Raw genomic sequence first — 15742 nt, 5'->3', positions numbered from 1 at the left:
CTGGGTGCGCGCCGTGGCGCGACGGGGGAGAGGCGTGTGGCCTCGATCCTCCGGGGTCGACTCGGAGGGGCCGGGAACGACGCTCAACCGGGCCATGCTGAGGGGAACTTCGCGCGACACGCCGACGTGGGCACGCGAATCCGCCCCGCCGTGCGGGGTTTTGGTTAGCATGAGAGCACCTCCTGAGGCTGCTCGGGTGGTATCCAGACTTTGGTTTGGTCGCTACGGTCTGGCGAATTTCATCGAGGGGCCCCGTCTTCGGACGGGGCCCCTTTTCCTTAGCTGGCGATCTGCGTCGGCAGCTCCTTGCTGGTCGGTCGGGGGAGCGCCGTCAGCGGAGCTGCCGGCACAGGCTGTGACAAGTCGGGGAACTCCACGCGCAGCTCTTCGAGCATGTCGCCGGTCACGCCGGGCTGGGGCGCGTGTTCCGGCATGCGAAGCTGCATAGCCGCGAGGTAGACGATGTAGTCCCCGTAGCTCATGTGCAACAGCGTCGCGTTTCGCTGGATCACTTCAGCGAGCGGACGCTCCGGTTTCGCAGCAATCGCGACCCGGTCACCCTTACGTGGTCTTCCCATGACGCTAAGCATGCTGGTCGATCTGTTTTGGAAACGGCAATCACGTCGGCGTGTTGCGATTACGAAAACGGAAAACCGCGGCAGTGGTTGTCAGGTCGTCGAGCGGAACCCGTGCAACACCCCCCCGGGGGGGGAGGGGGGGACAACGGGAAACCTCACCATCCTGGCCCACGCCACTGGCAGTGCGTTAACTCAGCGATGCCGCCAGACCACGAGTCGCGGCCGCAGGCGTTCGCTATCGCCTCGAGTCGCGTACTTGGCGGGGAGGGACGATTTCAACTTGCCCACGCCTCGGCAGCAAAGCGGGCCGCGGCCACTACACCGGCAAGGTCTCCGTCAGCGAGGCGGTCAATGGGGCGCGCCGACATACGCCCTGTCGCCCCGGCCAGGGGAGTGTTGAGCCAGTGCGCCCACGCCCACGGGTCGTCCGTGCCGCTCTCGAGTGTTGTGAGCACCTCAGCGAGCCCGGAAACGAGAGCGCGGCCGCGGACTTGAAATGCGGGGTAGAGCGTTCGTCGGTCGGAGGTGTCGAGGCGGAGAGCTCGACGCTCGCGCACGGCCTTGGAGAGGGCGGCGCGTCCCACCCCGAGCTCCTTCTGCAGTCCACCGCTCGCGTAGCACGGCCCGACGATGTCTGCCCATGGATTCTTGACAAGACCGAGGCGGGCGACGATGTCTGCGGCGACGGCGTCAGCGTGGCCCAGCGCGCTCACCTTCGCCCCGTCGCGGATGAGCGGATCGAGCCGGGCGCGCACGGCGGCGAGAAGCTCGTCAGTGGCCGCGTGCTCTCGCTGACCGTCATCCTGAGCGCCGACCATTCCGACCTTCCGTGTCAACCATGTCAACCCAAAATAAATCGATGCAGATGTCAACCACGTCAACAGGTTAGGCGGCGATGGGGGAGCAGGGACAAACATTCACCTTCGAGTCGAATCTGAAAGGGGGCCCCGCGAGGTCAACATGAGCGGGGGCGTAGCTCAACGCTGGGTGGATGCCGCGTCACTCGCTCCACGCTTTGGTGCTGCGTGCCTCCGCGATGATGCGGGCTACCAGGTCGAAGGAGCGGCTCGACGATCTTGCTAGCGCCGCGCTGGCAGGTGTCGTCCTCGCGTGAGACGTACGACGGCATGGTGCCGTGGAGGGCGGGGCCCGGGCTAATTCGCCACCTCCTCGACCGCTCGCATACGACGGAAGTACTGCTCGAGGTCGCCTAGTCCGTGATATCGATCTGCGCGTGTTTCGGCTGTCGCGCCCCAGCTCAATCTCCAATTGTGTGAGATGCCCAGCGAGGAGGTCGATGACGACCGTGGACGCCTCCGCGAGACGCTACGAATGTCCGGGTCCTTCACCGTGGCAAAACGATTGGGGCGTACCCGGCTGCTGCGGCGCGGCGCAGGCGGGCAACGACCGCGTCGGCGGTGGCATTACTGCTAAAGAAGGGCACCGTATGTCGTTCGAGTCGTGCGCTCGGGAAGTCGGCCAGGAGCGCATTGCCCAGAGTCTCGGCGGTGATCCCGGTGCTATCGGAAACGAAGAACACGGTTCGCGGGACGGAGGGCGCCGCGCCTTGCGAGCCGCGTTCTGCCCACCAGACGACATTGAAGGTGAGACCATGCGACACAAACTCCCTCAGTAGTCAGCGCGCCCCGTCGCAAGTGGATGCAAGACCGCGCCTCGGCTCACGAAGGGAAGCAACCAGTCATCGACTCCGTCGAAGCCGTCGGGCCGAAGGGCGTGCCACGACCGTGTCCCGGCTCGTCGGATGGTGAGAAGCCCGGCATGTCGGAGGACTCGGAGATGGCGCGAGGTGCAGGTCCGGGGGAGCTGGGCTTGCAGGGCGACCTGATTCACCGTCAACTCCTCCGTCTCGGAAATTTCGAGGAAAACGTTCAAGATTGCGCGGCGGTCCGCATCGGCGAGGCAGCGAAAGACCCTGTCCACCAGTTCCCATCCTTCTGTCGGCGCATCGCCTCCCGGGGGGTCTGTGTGCATCGTCATCTGGCGCACTCACACGTCAGAGCAGACCTTGAATGCGGGCGCAGATGGCGTCGGTCGCCAAACCGTACCTCTGGTGAAGGGTGGGCAGCGCGCCGGCGGCGAGGAACTTGTCAGGAAGTGCCACAGCGTGAACCTGTCGCGTGCTGCCATGACGAACGAGCGCGGATGCCACCGTTTCGAAGAGCCCGCCCACCGTGGTGTGGTTTTCCAGGGTGAGAGCGAGGCGGGGCGTGTCCAGTTCGCGGAGTACCGTGTCCTCGTCGAACGGCTTGATGGTCGGCGCGTGCAGAACGGCGACGTCGATGTTGTCTGCGGCCAGGCGCTCGGCTGTCTGGAGTGCCCGCATGGTCATGAGACCACTGGAGATGAGGAGGACGTCGTTCCCGGGGCGGACGACCTTCGCTTTGCCGAGCTCGAAGGTGTAGTCGTACTCGTCCAAGACCGTCGGCACATTCCCTCGAAGGAGCCGGAGGTAGGTGGGTCCGGGGGTGGCGGCCATCTGAGGGACGGCGGCGGCGATATCGACGGAGTCGCAGGGGTCGATGATGGTCAGGTTGGGCGTGCCGCGGAAGATGGCAATGTCCTCTGTCGCCTGGTGGCTGGGTCCGTACCCGGTGGTGAGGCCGGGCAGGCCTCCGATGATGTTCACGTTGAGGTTGGGCTCGGCGATGTCGAGGCAGATGAAGTCATAGGCCCGGCGTGCGGCGAAGACCGAGTAGGTCGACGCGAATGGGACAAGGCCGACCTCAGCCATCCCCGCCGCCGCGCCGAATAGCAGCTGTTCCGCCATCCCCATCTGGAAAAATCGCTCCGGGTGTGCGTTGCGGAAGATGTGCATGTCGGTGTACTTGGCCAGGTCGGCGCTCAACCCGACCACACGCTCGTTGGTGCGGGCGAGGTCCGCCAATGCGTGCCCGAAGGGGGCCGGCGCGGTTCGCTGGCCGGGGTCGGCGAAGGATGCAATCATCGCCGAGGTCTTCAGCTTGGTGGGCGTGGAGGTGGTCATCGCTGCTTCTCCTCGTAGGTGCGGATGAGCTGTTCGCGGCATACTGCCCATTCGTGCTCGTCGATCCGCATGAAGTGGTTTTTTTGTCGCTGCTCCAGCAGCGGCACGCCCTTCCCGACGGTTACGTCGCAAAGGATCACAGAGGGGCGTCCCACAGGCTGGCGATAGGGGAGGGAGTCGAAGGCGCGCAGGATTTCTTCGGGGTCGTTTCCGTTCACCCGCCGCACGTTCCAGCCGAACGCCTCCCACTTCTCGTGTGCGGGTTCGATGGATAGCACCGAGGCGGTCGCCCCGTCAGCCTGCAGGGCGTTCATGTCCACTAGAGCGGTCAGGTTTCCCAGTTGGTGCGAGGCGGCGCCCATCGCTGCTTCCCACGTTGAGCCTTCGTTCAACTCTCCGTCTGAGAGGAAGTTGATTACTCGCGCGTCGTTCTGGGTGTGCCGGAGCCCCAGCGCCATTCCGACGGCGACGGTCAGACCATGGCCGAGCGACCCGCCGGAAATTTCCATTCCCGGGGTGTAACTCGCCATCCCGGACATGGGCAGGCGCGACTCGTCCGAGCCGTAGGTGTCCAGCTCGGCGAGGGGGATGATGCCGGCTTCGGCTAGCGCGGCGTAAAGGGCGATGGCGTAGTGCCCGGTCGAGAGAAGGAACCGGTCGCGGTGCGGCCAGTGCGGGTCATCAGCCTTGTACCGCAGCTGGTCGCCGTAGACGGCCGCGAGCACGTCGGCTGCGCCGAGGGCCTGGCCGATGTAACCCTGCCCCTGGACTTCGCCCATGTGCAGAGCGTTCAAGCGGATGCGTTGTGCGCTCTCGCGCACCTCGCGCACGCGCTCGGTCAGCGACGCTTCGGTGCCCGTGGTGGTTGTCATGGTCTTCTCTCCCCGTCAGTGAAGGTGGCTGCCGCCGTTGATGTCGATGGTTGTGCCCTGGAGATAGGAGGCTGCATCGCTCGAAAGGAAGACGATGACATCGGCAACCTCCTCTGGCGTAGCCGTGCGGCCCAGCGGGATGGCATCGACGATGGCCTGCTCCTGGGCGTCGGTGGAACCGACGCGGATGTTGGTGTCCACTGCTCCGGGCGCGACGGCGTTGACGGTGACGCCGGAGTCCGCGAGTTCGCGGGCCAGAGCCTTCGTGAAGCCGAGCACTGCGGCCTTCGCGGAGGAGTACGGGACCTTTCCGAAGACCCCGCCTCCGCGCTGTGCCGACACCGACGACATGTTCACGATTCGTCCGTAGCCCAGCTCCAGCATCGCGGGAAGGAGGGCGCGCGTCATGAGGTAGGTGCCGGTGGCGTTGACCGCCATGACGCGGTTCCACTGCTCGAGGGTTGTGTCCAGGAAAGGCACCGGCGAGGTGATGCCCGCGATGTTCGCGAGGGCACCAACCGGGGGAATGCGTCCGTCCTCCACCGCCGCCTCGATGACGGCCGACGCCTCGGCCACACTTGCCTCGTCGGAAACATCCACCTGGGCGCCGAGTGCAGAGATGCTGAATTCGCGGCCGAGACCGTCCGCGACGTTTGCCGCTGCGTCGCCATCCAGGTCCAGGATCACTACCGACCAGCCGGCCTTTGCGTAGGCCTGAGCGGTCGCTTGTCCGATACCACGCTCGGCGGCGGCACCGGTGATCACTGCTGTGTGATTGGTCGTCATTACGAACCTTCCTTCGGCCGCGTCATCGCGGCGAGGCGACTGTAACCCACGTCTAGCGGCGGTGGCAACAGTCGAACTGTTTTACTGTTGACAGCCACGTGAGCGGTGGTGATACTTGCCACGTCGCCATCTCGGCGGCGCACAATGATGTGAGAAAGGCGCAAGGATGAGCCAAGACACCGTCGCCATGCGCGGCCCGGTTCAAGGAACAAAACAAGCCCGACGGGTAGCCGTGGGCTCCGGCGTCGGGGCCGTGATCGAGACCTACGACTTCATCGGCTTCGGCACGGCCGCAGCCCTCTACTTCGGTACGGTTTTCTTCCCAGGCGGTGACCCGGTCACAGGAGTGCTCCTGTCATTTGCAACGTTGGGTGTCGGATTCGCTGCCCGGCCCATCGGAGGCATCATCGGCGGGCATCTCGGCGACCGCGTCGGACGAAAGCCCGTCCTGGTCGCCTCCCTGATCATCATGGGACTGGCCACTTTCGCCATCGGGTTCCTCCCGACCTACGAAGTCGCCGGCATCCTGGCACCGATACTTCTTGTGACAGTGCGCATCATTCAGGGCCTCGCGTTCGGCGCCGAATGGGGTGGCGCGATCCTGATGACCTACGAGCACGCCCCCTGGCGCGCTAAGGGCGGTTTTACCGGCATCGTGCAGGCCGGCTTCCCGGTGGGCCTACTCCTGGCCAACCTCGTGTTCCTCTTCAGTGTTCACCTGCCCGGTGACTGGGCATGGCGTGTGCCGTTCCTCGCCAGCATCATTCTCGTCTTCGTCGGACTCATCATCCGGTCCAAGGTGCCCGAGTCGCCGGTCTTCGAGGATGTGAAGGCGTCGGGTGCGATCCTGAAGGCACCTCTGATTGAGGTGCTCAAGACCGACTGGTCGAACATCCTGCGCGGCATCGGTCTCCGCGTTGCCGAGACAGCTGGATACGCCGTGTCCATCACGTATCTGATTTCCTACCTCAACACGAACCAGATCACCGAGAGCTGGCAGACGCTTACGGCTCTGTCCATCGCCGCCGGCGTTGGCGTCTTCGCCACCTGGGGCTGGGCGCGTCTAACGGACAAGATCGGACGCCGACCGCTCTACATCGTGGTGTGCGCCCTCGCGGTGTTCTGGGGGTTCCTCATGTTCGCGGGAGTCAACACAGCTGTCTATCCGCTCGTGGTGGTGGTGATCGTTCTGTCGTACGCGGTGTTCCAGAACGCCCTCGCCGGAGTGCAGGGCCCGTGGTTCCCGGAGCTGTTCAATGCCAACACACGAACCTCCGGCGCGTCGCTTGCGTACCAAATTTCCGCCATGGTGTCCGGGTTCACCCCGTTCGTCACGACACTTCTTTTCGGGTGGTTCGGGTGGGTTGGGCCTGCGGCGCTGTTTTCGTTCTACGCCCTGGTCGGGCTGGTGTCCGCCTTGGTGACACGGGAGACCTGGTCGCGTGAGCAGCGGGACTACGTGCGACAGGCAGCACTTACAGAGGCCCGGTAGCAAAGAGTGCGCGAATGGGCTGCCCGGTGACGGGCAGCCCATTCTCATCCGTAGAATGGGTGAGACGGGAGGCTATATGAGCGCGTCCTCCATCCTGGGGCTCGAGCGAACGACACTGCGTGACCGAGCGGTCGTAGCACTGCGCTCGGCCATCATTTCCGGCGAGCTCGAACAAGGGGCGCATGTCTCCGAGGTCGACATGGCGGCGCGCCTTGGGATCAGCCGGGGCACCCTTCGCGAGGCGATGCGCACCCTTGAACTAGAGGGGCTCCTGACCCCCGGGCCCCGCGGCAGGCTTCTCGTTAGACGCATGTCTGAACCGGAGCTCGTCGGACTCTTTCAGGTCCGCTCCGCGCTGGAGGCCCTTGCGGTGAGCCTTTTGGCGGCGCGAGAGGACAGGACCGCCCTCGTTGAAACGCTCGCCTCTGCGGCGCAAGCTATGGCCCCCGACAAGAGCAAGTCGCTCAACGACAGAATGCTGGCCGACTTGGATTTTCACCGGGAACTCTGCCGTCTCACCGGCAACGACTCGTTGGTGCGAGCGTGGGAAGGTCTAGTTGCCTCGATTCAGATGTCAATCACTCACGCCGGCGTTGATAGAGCTCTCGAGAACATCAACGTCGAGCGACACCTCGATATCGTTCGCGCCATCGAGACCGGAGACGTGGGGGAGGCGACTGACGCGGTTGAGTCGCACATGCGCGCCGCCGTCGGCGTGCTCACCACGTCCTGATTCGTGCGGTTCGCCCACCGAACTGGGAGTGATCCTTCATCGGCGGGACTCAATCACCGGCGGGATGGACGGCCCACGAAGCCCGGACTGGTAGCGGCAACTCAGGTGGAGAAGACCTGCCCGCGTTTCGACGCGTGGGGCGGTGTGAAGCCCCCACTTGGGTGCGTCCGTCGGATTCGTAGACGGGGTTAGGTTCGCCGCCTTCCTCCAATCTGCTTGTTTCGGTCGCGGCCGCTCACATGAAGCGAATCTGGGCGCTCCTCGGGGCCGACCTTTACGCCATAAGTCTGCCCAGCCTCGTTAATTTCCAGGTGGGTAGGGGTGTAGTTCGCGAACTGAACGGTCATAGTCCCCTTCAAACGACCTGACGGCGATATGCCGAGAGTTTCGTTGTGTCGTAAAGGGGAAAGTCGTAGCTCGTCGAAGCCGAGCCGTTGAGGAAATCGTTGTTAGACCAGGACGCCGAGGGGTTATCGCCACCCAGATCCGTCCCCCACGAAAGTTGACCGGGCGTGTCAGCTGTGATTGAAGTTCGGATATTCGTTGCCCCCGCAGGTGCGCTCGTGAGGTCGATATTTCTCGCGCTGATGAGGTCAACAACTTGCGGTGAGCCAAGGATGGATACACCGGGCACACCAGGAATAACCCCGGTCGGCGCAGTGACGGCTGGCCATCAGGGGCGGTCGGCTGACCACTTGGGGTTCGGGGCGTACTAATGCCAGGGGTGGCTGCAGAAGTACCGATCCGTTCGAGTTGCGGTGGGCTGGACCTACTTCTGGGGGAGGGCTCTGGTGTCATCTCACCGCTGGCGTGTGACCGAGGTTCCGTCTAGGCCAGCAGCGGCCGCGCGTGCGGGGCCCCACCATAGGGGGCGACTCCTATATAGTTCTCCAACTGCGTGTGCGCGCGCAGGCCGTACACGCTAGAGGGGACACATTGGGGTGCCGCACACGCTAGCCATTTCATCCGACCGATGGCCGCGTCTCGGTCTTCTGGTCAGGACTCAGTTACCGGTCACCGTCTGTTCTGCGCTTATCGTCGCTGTCGCCTTGAGTTGCGGTTTAGTGATCGACCGACTGCCGCTTTGTGCGGGGGCTGGCCTCATTCTCTTGGCGACCGTCGCTAGTGTTTCGATGCCATGGGAACGAATCCATGTTCGTTGGCAGTCAGTCATGGCAACGTTGAATCTAATTGGGGTTGGCTATCTATCGGCGGCGCTTTACCCGGAGCTGCAGGCGTCTGCCGCGCTGGCAAGCGTGCCGGCCGTTTGGCTGGCAATGGTCGGCGGGCGACTGGGTCTCGTGGTAGCGATCTTGGGTTCATACGCAATTGCGTTCGCCCCTCTCGTTCTCGTCGGAGGGAATGAAGGAGAATTGGCCTCAGCGATGGTCTTTGCGGTCGTCATACCGCTCTCCGCCGTCCTTGGCTATGTAATCGCTCGTCGCTATCTTAGCGCTAGCGCTGAACGTGACAGCGCTATTGCTAAACGGAGCGCTGCTTTGGATGATGTCGAACGGCTTTCGCTCATCCTTCGTTCATTTGCTGACACAGTCAATGCAGGGATACTCATCCTCGACGTCGACGGAAAGCCACTCCTTAAGAATCAGCGCCTCAGCGTTCTGGGTGGCTACTCGGGAGGCGCATCAGAGCTTACGGACAGTCAGATATATGGCAAGGACCAATCCACGTTATTGCCCGAGGACGCGCAACCTCTGAATCGCTTCCTCGATGGACGCGAGATCGACTCGGAACTCATCTGGGTAGGTCCGCCGGGGGATCAGTCTGCGATTCTCGTATCTGGCCATCAGTTGCGTCGCGAAGACGCTTCCGACATGGGTTCAGCACTCATCGCTCAGGATGTGACGGAGATTGTGAGAGCGGCGCGCGAACGAGAAGATGCGATGGCGACGCTGTCTCATCAGCTGCGCACGCCGTTGACCTCGATCGTCGGCTATGTCGACATCATTATCGACCGTGAGGCTGCCCCGGAAGTGCGCGGTCCCCTCCGAGTTATCGCGCGCAATGCCGAACACTTGATAGCGCTCAGCTCATCGATGCTGAACGGCATGCGGGACCTCACGGAGGCGCGGATAGAGCGGTTGGATTTGAGTGACTTGATCGAGTCTGGCGTCGATGTCGCCCGAGGAACGCAAGACGGTGTCGCACGGAAGTGGATCGTCGACGTGCCCGCAAGCCTTACAGGTCTCATGGATAGAGACGGGTTTGTCGAGGTGCTAGGGAACGTGCTAGGTAATGCCGTGAAGTATTCACCTGGGGGCAGTACCATCAGAGTTTCCGCCGTGGCTGCGCACTCTTTCGTCGAGGTCTCGGTGGGAAATGATGGGCCGTCCATCGAGCCACTCGACATGGAACGGATCTTCGACCGCTTCTACCGCGGAACGAATGTCAAGAACAGTACTCCGGGTACGGGGATTGGACTCGCGGTCAGTCGGTCGATAATGAAGGCGAGCGGCGGTGCCATCACCGTCGCAAACACGCCGTCGGGCGTCGCCTTCACGTTGCGCATTCGCGCCAGCGACGGAGTGGCTGAGCAGCTGGGGTGACACGAGCGGTGCGGTCAAGTGTAAAACCCGGGTCGAAGTCGCAGGAATCGGTCGGGGAAGATGCTGCCGCATGGCCGCGGTCTGGTGCTGGGCGAAGGTGAGGAGCCGCGCCTCGAGGTGCTACCGGTGCGGTGACGCGCCACAACCGTAGACCGTCCTCATGCTCATCGAATGCCGCCGGTCGTCGGCGTCGTGAAGTGCGTCGGTGGTGGCTGCCACGTGTCTCTCAAGCTTCCGTCTTGATCATCGGTGATCCCGGCAGCGGACGCCCGCACCAGTAGTCGGCTTGCTTCAGTTCGACGCGAAAATTCCTAGACGATGGCGAAGTGCTTCAGGTTCGTTGCCCTCATGCGCAGTCTGGTGTACATTCGACGCAACCTGAAACGTTTCACCGGACGAAGGAGCCCGTTGATGAAACTAAGCCTGCGCCGAATCGGTGTGCTGACTATGGCCGTCCTACTCGCGTCAGTGACCGTTCCTGGCGTGTCCCCGCTGTCGGGTGGCGATGTGGCTGTGGCGATGGAGTCCTCGGAGGCGCCAGAATCGCTGACTGTCAATCAATTGCCCTCACCCCGCGATGTCGCCGATCTGTCGGCACCCCTACTCGGATGGCGCGTGGGCTCTGCACGTCAGAGCGCCTACCAGGTACAGCTCGCGTTGAACGAGTCTGATCTGTCTCGCGCCCCAGTTTGGGATTCCGCGCGAGTCGAATCTTCAGCCAGTACCAACGTTGCCTACGCCGGTCCCGCTCTCACGCCTGCGGAAGGATACGTATGGCGGGTCCGCACCTGGGATGGCGATGTTGTGTCCCCGTGGTCCGCTCCGTCTCGCTTCGGGACGGCAACGGATGAATGGACGGGAACGACACCTATTTGGGCCCCGAACGCAGCCACATGGTCGGATTACACCGTGGAGGGCGATTTCCGGGTGGAAGCGCAGAACGCAACGATCGTTCTGCGAGCTCGGGATTCAAGCAACTATCTAATGTGGCAGTTTCGTGGGAACGGAGCCAATACTCTTGCGCCACACACCCGCGCGGGAAACTCGTTCACGCAGCTGAAGTCTGTCCCGTTGGGCGAGTCTTTGATCAATGGCACCACTTACAGGTTCAAGATCATTGCGTCCGGAAACCGCATCAGCACGTTCCTCAACGACCGAAAGATCGACGAAACGGCCGTGCCTGACTCTTACGCGACAGGTTACTTCGGATTCCGCACCGGAGGCTCAGAAAGAAATTCCTGGGATAATCTTCGGGTCACTTCAGCGGATGGTGGCTCTCTGTACTCAGACAACTTCGACGCTGCGTCCGCGGATTTTCCGTGTGCGTTGACGGTGGACGGCCGCCTTGCCGTAGGGTCCGGTCAGAACTGCATTTACTCGGCGGGGTCCACCGACTGGGCTTTCTTCCGCGGTGATGTAGACATCGCCGATAAAGATATTGCTTGGGCTACTGTTTACGCCACCGCAGCTTCTACTGCACCCACCCGTCAGTTCGTGTACAAGATGTGGTTGAACGGGGAGTTCGTCGGCCTGGGGCCGACGCAGCCGATTGCGCGTGAGACGAGGTACGACGGCTTCGACGTGACCGGCCTCCTGCGACGCGGGACAACCAACAGCCTCGGTGCTCTCGCCTACACGACGACTGACAAGCGCTTTCAGTCTCACCTTGTGGTCGAGTACTCCGATGGTTCCCGCGAAACGTTCGGTACGACGACGGATTGGAAAACGCTCAATGGCAGTCGGGTATTCCCCGCGGCCGGCAGTATCGGCACCCAATACTTCACAGCTCCGAAAGAAAACATCAATGCCGCGTCATACCCCACTGGGTTCTCGGAGCCTGGCTTCGACGACTCGCGGTGGACGCGGGCTGAAGCCAAGAACGTTTTCTCCGATCTCGAAGCAACTCCGACCGCCAAAGTGACGCAACAGTTGCAGCTGCCCGAGCGGATCGTCGAGAAATCGCCGGGCAACTACTTCCTCGATTACGGACGTACCTGGATCGGCGGGCTGAGCCTCGACCTCGAAGGAGTCAATGGTCAGATCCTTGACCTGCGTTTCGGTGAAGTGCTGTCCGCTCCGGAAACCGTGCGATTCGCGATGAACACCGGCAACACCTACCAGGACAAGTGGACTCTTCGCGACGGACGTCAGCAGCTCGAGACGTGGGGAATGCGAGTATTTCGCTACGCGGAGGTCCAAGGGGCCCCGACAGGTCTGACCGCAAACGACTTCCCTGCGCTGGCACAAGTTTATCCGTTTGACCCCGAGGGTGCAGCGTTCTCCTCGTCCGATGACAACTTGGTCAAGGTGTGGGAGCTGTCACGTCACACGGTAGACGCGACGAACCACAACCTATATGTCGACTCCTGGACGCGAGAACGCGACGCCTACGAAGCCGACTCGTATCTGCAAATGATGGCGAACTTCTACGTTTCAGACGATCCCACACTCGGCAACTACTCGTTGGAGTACCTTCTGACCGGTCGAACGTGGCCCACGGAATGGCCCATGTATACCATCCTCGCGTTCCACGACAGTTACACGCAAACAGGTGATACCACTGCGTTGGCCCGGAATTACAACAGTCTCAAGGCAAAGCTTCCTACTCGCTGGGTTGAACCAAGTACAGGTCTGATTCGCAAGAACTCCGGATCGAACGGAGCCAACAGCTGCACGGATTGTGACATCGTCGACTGGCCCGGCAGCGAGCGGGACGGCTACGTCTTCCGGCCGTACAACACGGTCATCAACGCCATAGGCCATCAGAGCTACGTCGACATGGCTGCTATCGCGACCGCGCTGGGTAAAAATGACGATGCCGCAGAGTTCACCGCGATTGCCCAACGTCTGCGTTCGGCGGCCAATGAGCGTCTTTTCGACACAACGAAGGGGGCATGGCGCGACGGGCTCAATGCCGACGGCTCATCGATCGATCATTTCGCGATCCAGGCAACGGTATTCGCAACGGCCTTTGGTCTTGCCGACGAACAGCGCGCGGCGCAGGCTGCGTCATACATCGAGTCGCGGGGAATGGCATGCAGCGTGTACTGCGCGGCCTTCGTCCTTGAGGCGCTCTACGACGGGGACCGAGCCGATGTTGCGCACGCGATGCTTACGAGTACCGGACTGCGAAGCTGGATGAACATGATAAACAAAGGCGCGGGGGCGACCGCTGAAGCCTGGGACTCTACTCTCAAAGGTAATCTGACGTACTCTCACCCTTGGGCTGCATCGCCGGCGTACAACATTCCGCAAGGCATGTTTGGAATCCGCCCCACAGTTCCGGGCTATGCGACCTTCGACGTCCGTCCCCAACCAGCCGCTGTCGAATGGGCATCAGTTCGACTACCCACCCTGAAGGGTTCGATTGGCGTCGCCCACCACACTCACGACGGGCGAACCGACATCGCTGTCCACGTCCCTGGAAACACCGTTGCGCGCGCCTTTGTTCCTGGAGCAGCCGAAGATCGCGAACCGATTGTCTACCTGGACGGTCGTGCGACCCCGGCGACATGGGAACGCGGGTATCTGCGGGTGGACGATGTGCCCGCCGGTTGCCACGTGCTGAGCCTTGAGCCCGGCACCGGCCCGCGGACCGACGAGCGTCTGCTTGATGCGTGCCCGGACGGAGGCCCGACCTCACCAATGGACGAGACTGCTCCGATCATCACCGGCCTGCCCGACACCGGATCTCTGATCCCGGACAACCAGCCGCTGAAGATACTCGCCACGGATGACGGGTATGGTGTGCGCTCGTTCACCGCGACTGTCGACGACCAAGTGGTCGACGCCACCCAATCGATCGATCTCAAGGGTCGTCGAGGGGATGTTGTCATCACCGCGCGCGCCGTCGACAATGCTGGGCTCAGCACCGAGGTCACCACCACTGTGACCGTCTTCCCTGAAGAAGGCAGCAAATCCGCACCCGGAGTCGGCGTGCTTTCGACCGACCAAGGCCACACAACAGGTCTGCGTGGCGGTACCTATAGCGTCGTGATGGATATGTGGTGGGGCTCAAATGGCGGCATGTTCCGGCTGTATGAGAACGGCAAACTTATCGCGACCGATTACCCCAGCCCAGAGACGCCGAAGGCGCAGAAGGTGAGTGTATTGGTCGAAGGTAAAGCAAACGGTACCTACACGTACACTGGTGAGCTGATTAATGCCAGAGGCTCAACGGCAACGAAGTCTTTGGTCGTCCAGGTGACTAATGCCGCCCCAGGCAAAGCCGTCCTGAGTAACGACAACTGGGATGGAGACGGTGCCTACACTGTCACGGGTAATATGTGGTGGGGGACGAACGCTACCTCGTATCGTCTTCTTGAGAATGATGTCCTCATCGACGAGAAGTCACTCACATCCGCTACGCCGGCCGCCCAGAAGACGACCACATTCGTCACCGGTCGGGCAGCAGGAAGTTATCGCTATACGCTGATCTTGGTGAATGCTGTGGGGGAGACTTCATCCGAGACTATGGTGGTGAAGGTGAGGTAACAGCTCACGGCCAGCTCACCTCGGCGACTCGTTTCACGCGAACCGACTCGCCGAGGTGAGCGGACGCCGAATTTCCGGTCCCCCATCCTGGTAAGCCCCCCGGCGTAAGACGCCTACAATCGCTGGAAGCCGCTTCGGGTTGGTGCGACTGGATGCAGACCAAACGAACTCCTGCCGTCGACGTCGGACATCCGGGTCGCGCTGATCAATTTCGTCTCATGAGCGGCTTAGTGTAGATCGGCGCCTGCGGCTCGTCCTCGCAATAACAAGCCAATTCAAAGCCGTGGAAGGTCTCGGCATACATGGTTGGCACAACAAACCCCCTTATCCGAGCTCGGTCACCGGTAGTCACCCCCTCGAGGGCGACGTTTCACACCTGCACGAATGAGAGCTTGCCGCACACCGTTGTAGCTGACATCGAAGTGCACCGCGATGGCCGAGAACGACCTGGGCTGGAGGGTCGCTCGGCGCCTACGGGCATAACTATGAGAAAGCTGGGCTAGAAATCCAGGGGTTACCCGCCTGCTGGAGTTACACGAGTGTAATTTGAAGGGGACGATCCATCCACACGGGTTGCGCACCGCCCCGCCGGAGTATGTGCAGCGCTTCCTTAGAACGGGCGAGCTTCCCGACATCCCGAGCGATCAGCTCGCGGGCATGGCAGTGTTCACGATCCCCGCGCCGTCGGAACTCGAGACCTGACATTGCGCGCGGTTGCCCCGCTGACGCGAGCGGCAGACGGCGGAACCGTCGCTCGAAGGATCTCAACATCCAGTGCGTGCGCTCGTACATCCCACTATCGATTACGAGAAACTCGCGTCGGCACTACTAGAGCACGCAGACAACGAGCTGCGGCGACAAGCCGGCGACAACTCGAAGGCCGCCTAGGCTCGCTTCCCACCGCGAGGTCGACGCTCTACACCTGCCCGAACGAAGGCTTGTCGGACGCCGTTGTAGCTGACGTCGAAGTGTATGGCGATAGCTGCGAGGGAGATGCCGCCGTCGTAGAGAACAGCGCTTCGTTGACCTGCTCGTCACTGAGGGGCTGGCATCGAAGTCGAACTCCCTCATCGCGCAGTAGCTTCAGCAGGCCGCCCTTCGAGAGGGTGTACTCCACACAGAGGGATGGAGTCGTCGCGCCGGATTGGTACTTCGCGACTATCTCAGCGACAAGAGTCGGATCGAGCCGGCAGCGCAAGAGTCGAGCCGACGGCTCTGA

General features: G+C 62.3%; 11 protein-coding genes. 4 read left to right on the top strand and 7 right to left on the bottom strand.

Going from position 1 to position 15742, the window contains the following annotated elements:
• Window positions 1-278: 278 nt before the first annotated feature.
• The 7 genes from ACO03V_RS15335 to ACO03V_RS15305 all read right to left on the bottom strand — a co-directional run bounded on the left by ACO03V_RS15335 (window position 279) and on the right by ACO03V_RS15305 (window position 5240).
• Window positions 279-512, bottom strand: coding sequence for a hypothetical protein (locus ACO03V_RS15335; RefSeq protein ID WP_423138201.1), 234 nt, complete (start codon window positions 510-512; stop codon window positions 279-281).
• Window positions 513-853: 341 nt separating this feature from the next.
• Window positions 854-1396, bottom strand: coding sequence for a hypothetical protein (locus ACO03V_RS15330; protein ID WP_423138200.1), 543 nt, complete (start codon window positions 1394-1396; stop codon window positions 854-856).
• A 527-nt stretch (window positions 1397-1923) separates the two neighbouring features.
• The gene (locus tag ACO03V_RS15325; protein ID WP_423138199.1) at window positions 1924-2199 is read right to left on the bottom strand and encodes a kinase/pyrophosphorylase; all 276 of its coding nucleotides are present in this window, start codon (window positions 2197-2199) and stop codon (window positions 1924-1926) included.
• 8 nt (window positions 2200-2207) lie between these two features.
• Window positions 2208-2570: an ArsR/SmtB family transcription factor gene (locus ACO03V_RS15320; RefSeq protein WP_423138305.1), complete on the bottom strand. Its 363-nt coding sequence runs from the start codon at window positions 2568-2570 to the stop codon at window positions 2208-2210.
• A gap of 22 nt (window positions 2571-2592) precedes the next feature.
• Window positions 2593-3582, bottom strand: coding sequence for a transketolase family protein (locus ACO03V_RS15315; protein ID WP_423138198.1), 990 nt, complete (start codon window positions 3580-3582; stop codon window positions 2593-2595).
• Window positions 3579-4454, bottom strand: a complete 876-nt coding sequence (locus ACO03V_RS15310) for a transketolase (RefSeq protein ID WP_423138197.1) — start codon at window positions 4452-4454, stop codon at window positions 3579-3581. The genes ACO03V_RS15315 and ACO03V_RS15310 overlap by 4 nt, the downstream gene beginning before the upstream one ends.
• A gap of 15 nt (window positions 4455-4469) precedes the next feature.
• Window positions 4470-5240: an SDR family NAD(P)-dependent oxidoreductase gene (locus ACO03V_RS15305; protein ID WP_423138196.1), complete on the bottom strand. Its 771-nt coding sequence runs from the start codon at window positions 5238-5240 to the stop codon at window positions 4470-4472.
• A 166-nt stretch (window positions 5241-5406) separates the two neighbouring features.
• On the opposite strand from ACO03V_RS15305, the gene ACO03V_RS15300 reads away from it, so the two are divergent.
• The 4 genes from ACO03V_RS15300 to ACO03V_RS15285 all read left to right on the top strand — a co-directional run bounded on the left by ACO03V_RS15300 (window position 5407) and on the right by ACO03V_RS15285 (window position 14523).
• Window positions 5407-6732, top strand: a complete 1326-nt coding sequence (locus tag ACO03V_RS15300; RefSeq protein WP_423138195.1) for an MFS transporter — start codon at window positions 5407-5409, stop codon at window positions 6730-6732.
• Between the two features lie 76 nt (window positions 6733-6808).
• Window positions 6809-7465, top strand: a complete 657-nt coding sequence (locus ACO03V_RS15295) for a GntR family transcriptional regulator (protein WP_423138194.1) — start codon at window positions 6809-6811, stop codon at window positions 7463-7465.
• 1172 nt (window positions 7466-8637) lie between these two features.
• A complete protein-coding gene (locus tag ACO03V_RS15290; protein WP_423138193.1) occupies window positions 8638-10029 on the top strand; it encodes an ATP-binding protein in 1392 nt (463 codons plus the stop codon).
• Window positions 10030-10347: 318 nt separating this feature from the next.
• Entirely contained in the window at window positions 10348-14523 is a 4176-nt protein-coding gene (locus ACO03V_RS15285) for a family 78 glycoside hydrolase catalytic domain (RefSeq protein WP_423138192.1), read from the top strand.
• Window positions 14524-15742 lie beyond the last annotated feature (1219 nt).

The organism is Microbacterium sp. HMH0099, from assembly GCF_049384025.1.
In the GTDB taxonomy this organism is placed as follows: domain Bacteria; phylum Actinomycetota; class Actinomycetes; order Actinomycetales; family Microbacteriaceae; genus Microbacterium.
Note: the sequence above shows the minus strand (reverse complement) of the source record. Positions and strands in the feature narration are given on the sequence as shown.

Coding starts and splice junctions, on each gene's coding strand:
- ACO03V_RS15330 (WP_423138200.1), bottom strand. CDS start 1,396: ATGGTCGGCGCTCAGGATGACGGTCAGCGAGAGCACGCGGCCACTGAC.
- ACO03V_RS15320 (WP_423138305.1), bottom strand. CDS start 2,570: ATGCACACAGACCCCCCGGGAGGCGATGCGCCGACAGAAGGATGGGAA.
- ACO03V_RS15315 (WP_423138198.1), bottom strand. CDS start 3,582: ATGACCACCTCCACGCCCACCAAGCTGAAGACCTCGGCGATGATTGCA.
- ACO03V_RS15310 (WP_423138197.1), bottom strand. CDS start 4,454: ATGACAACCACCACGGGCACCGAAGCGTCGCTGACCGAGCGCGTGCGC.
- ACO03V_RS15305 (WP_423138196.1), bottom strand. CDS start 5,240: ATGACGACCAATCACACAGCAGTGATCACCGGTGCCGCCGCCGAGCGT.
- ACO03V_RS15300 (WP_423138195.1), top strand. CDS start 5,407: ATGAGCCAAGACACCGTCGCCATGCGCGGCCCGGTTCAAGGAACAAAA.
- ACO03V_RS15295 (WP_423138194.1), top strand. CDS start 6,809: ATGAGCGCGTCCTCCATCCTGGGGCTCGAGCGAACGACACTGCGTGAC.
- ACO03V_RS15290 (WP_423138193.1), top strand. CDS start 8,638: ATGGCAACGTTGAATCTAATTGGGGTTGGCTATCTATCGGCGGCGCTT.
- ACO03V_RS15285 (WP_423138192.1), top strand. CDS start 10,348: ATGGCGAAGTGCTTCAGGTTCGTTGCCCTCATGCGCAGTCTGGTGTAC.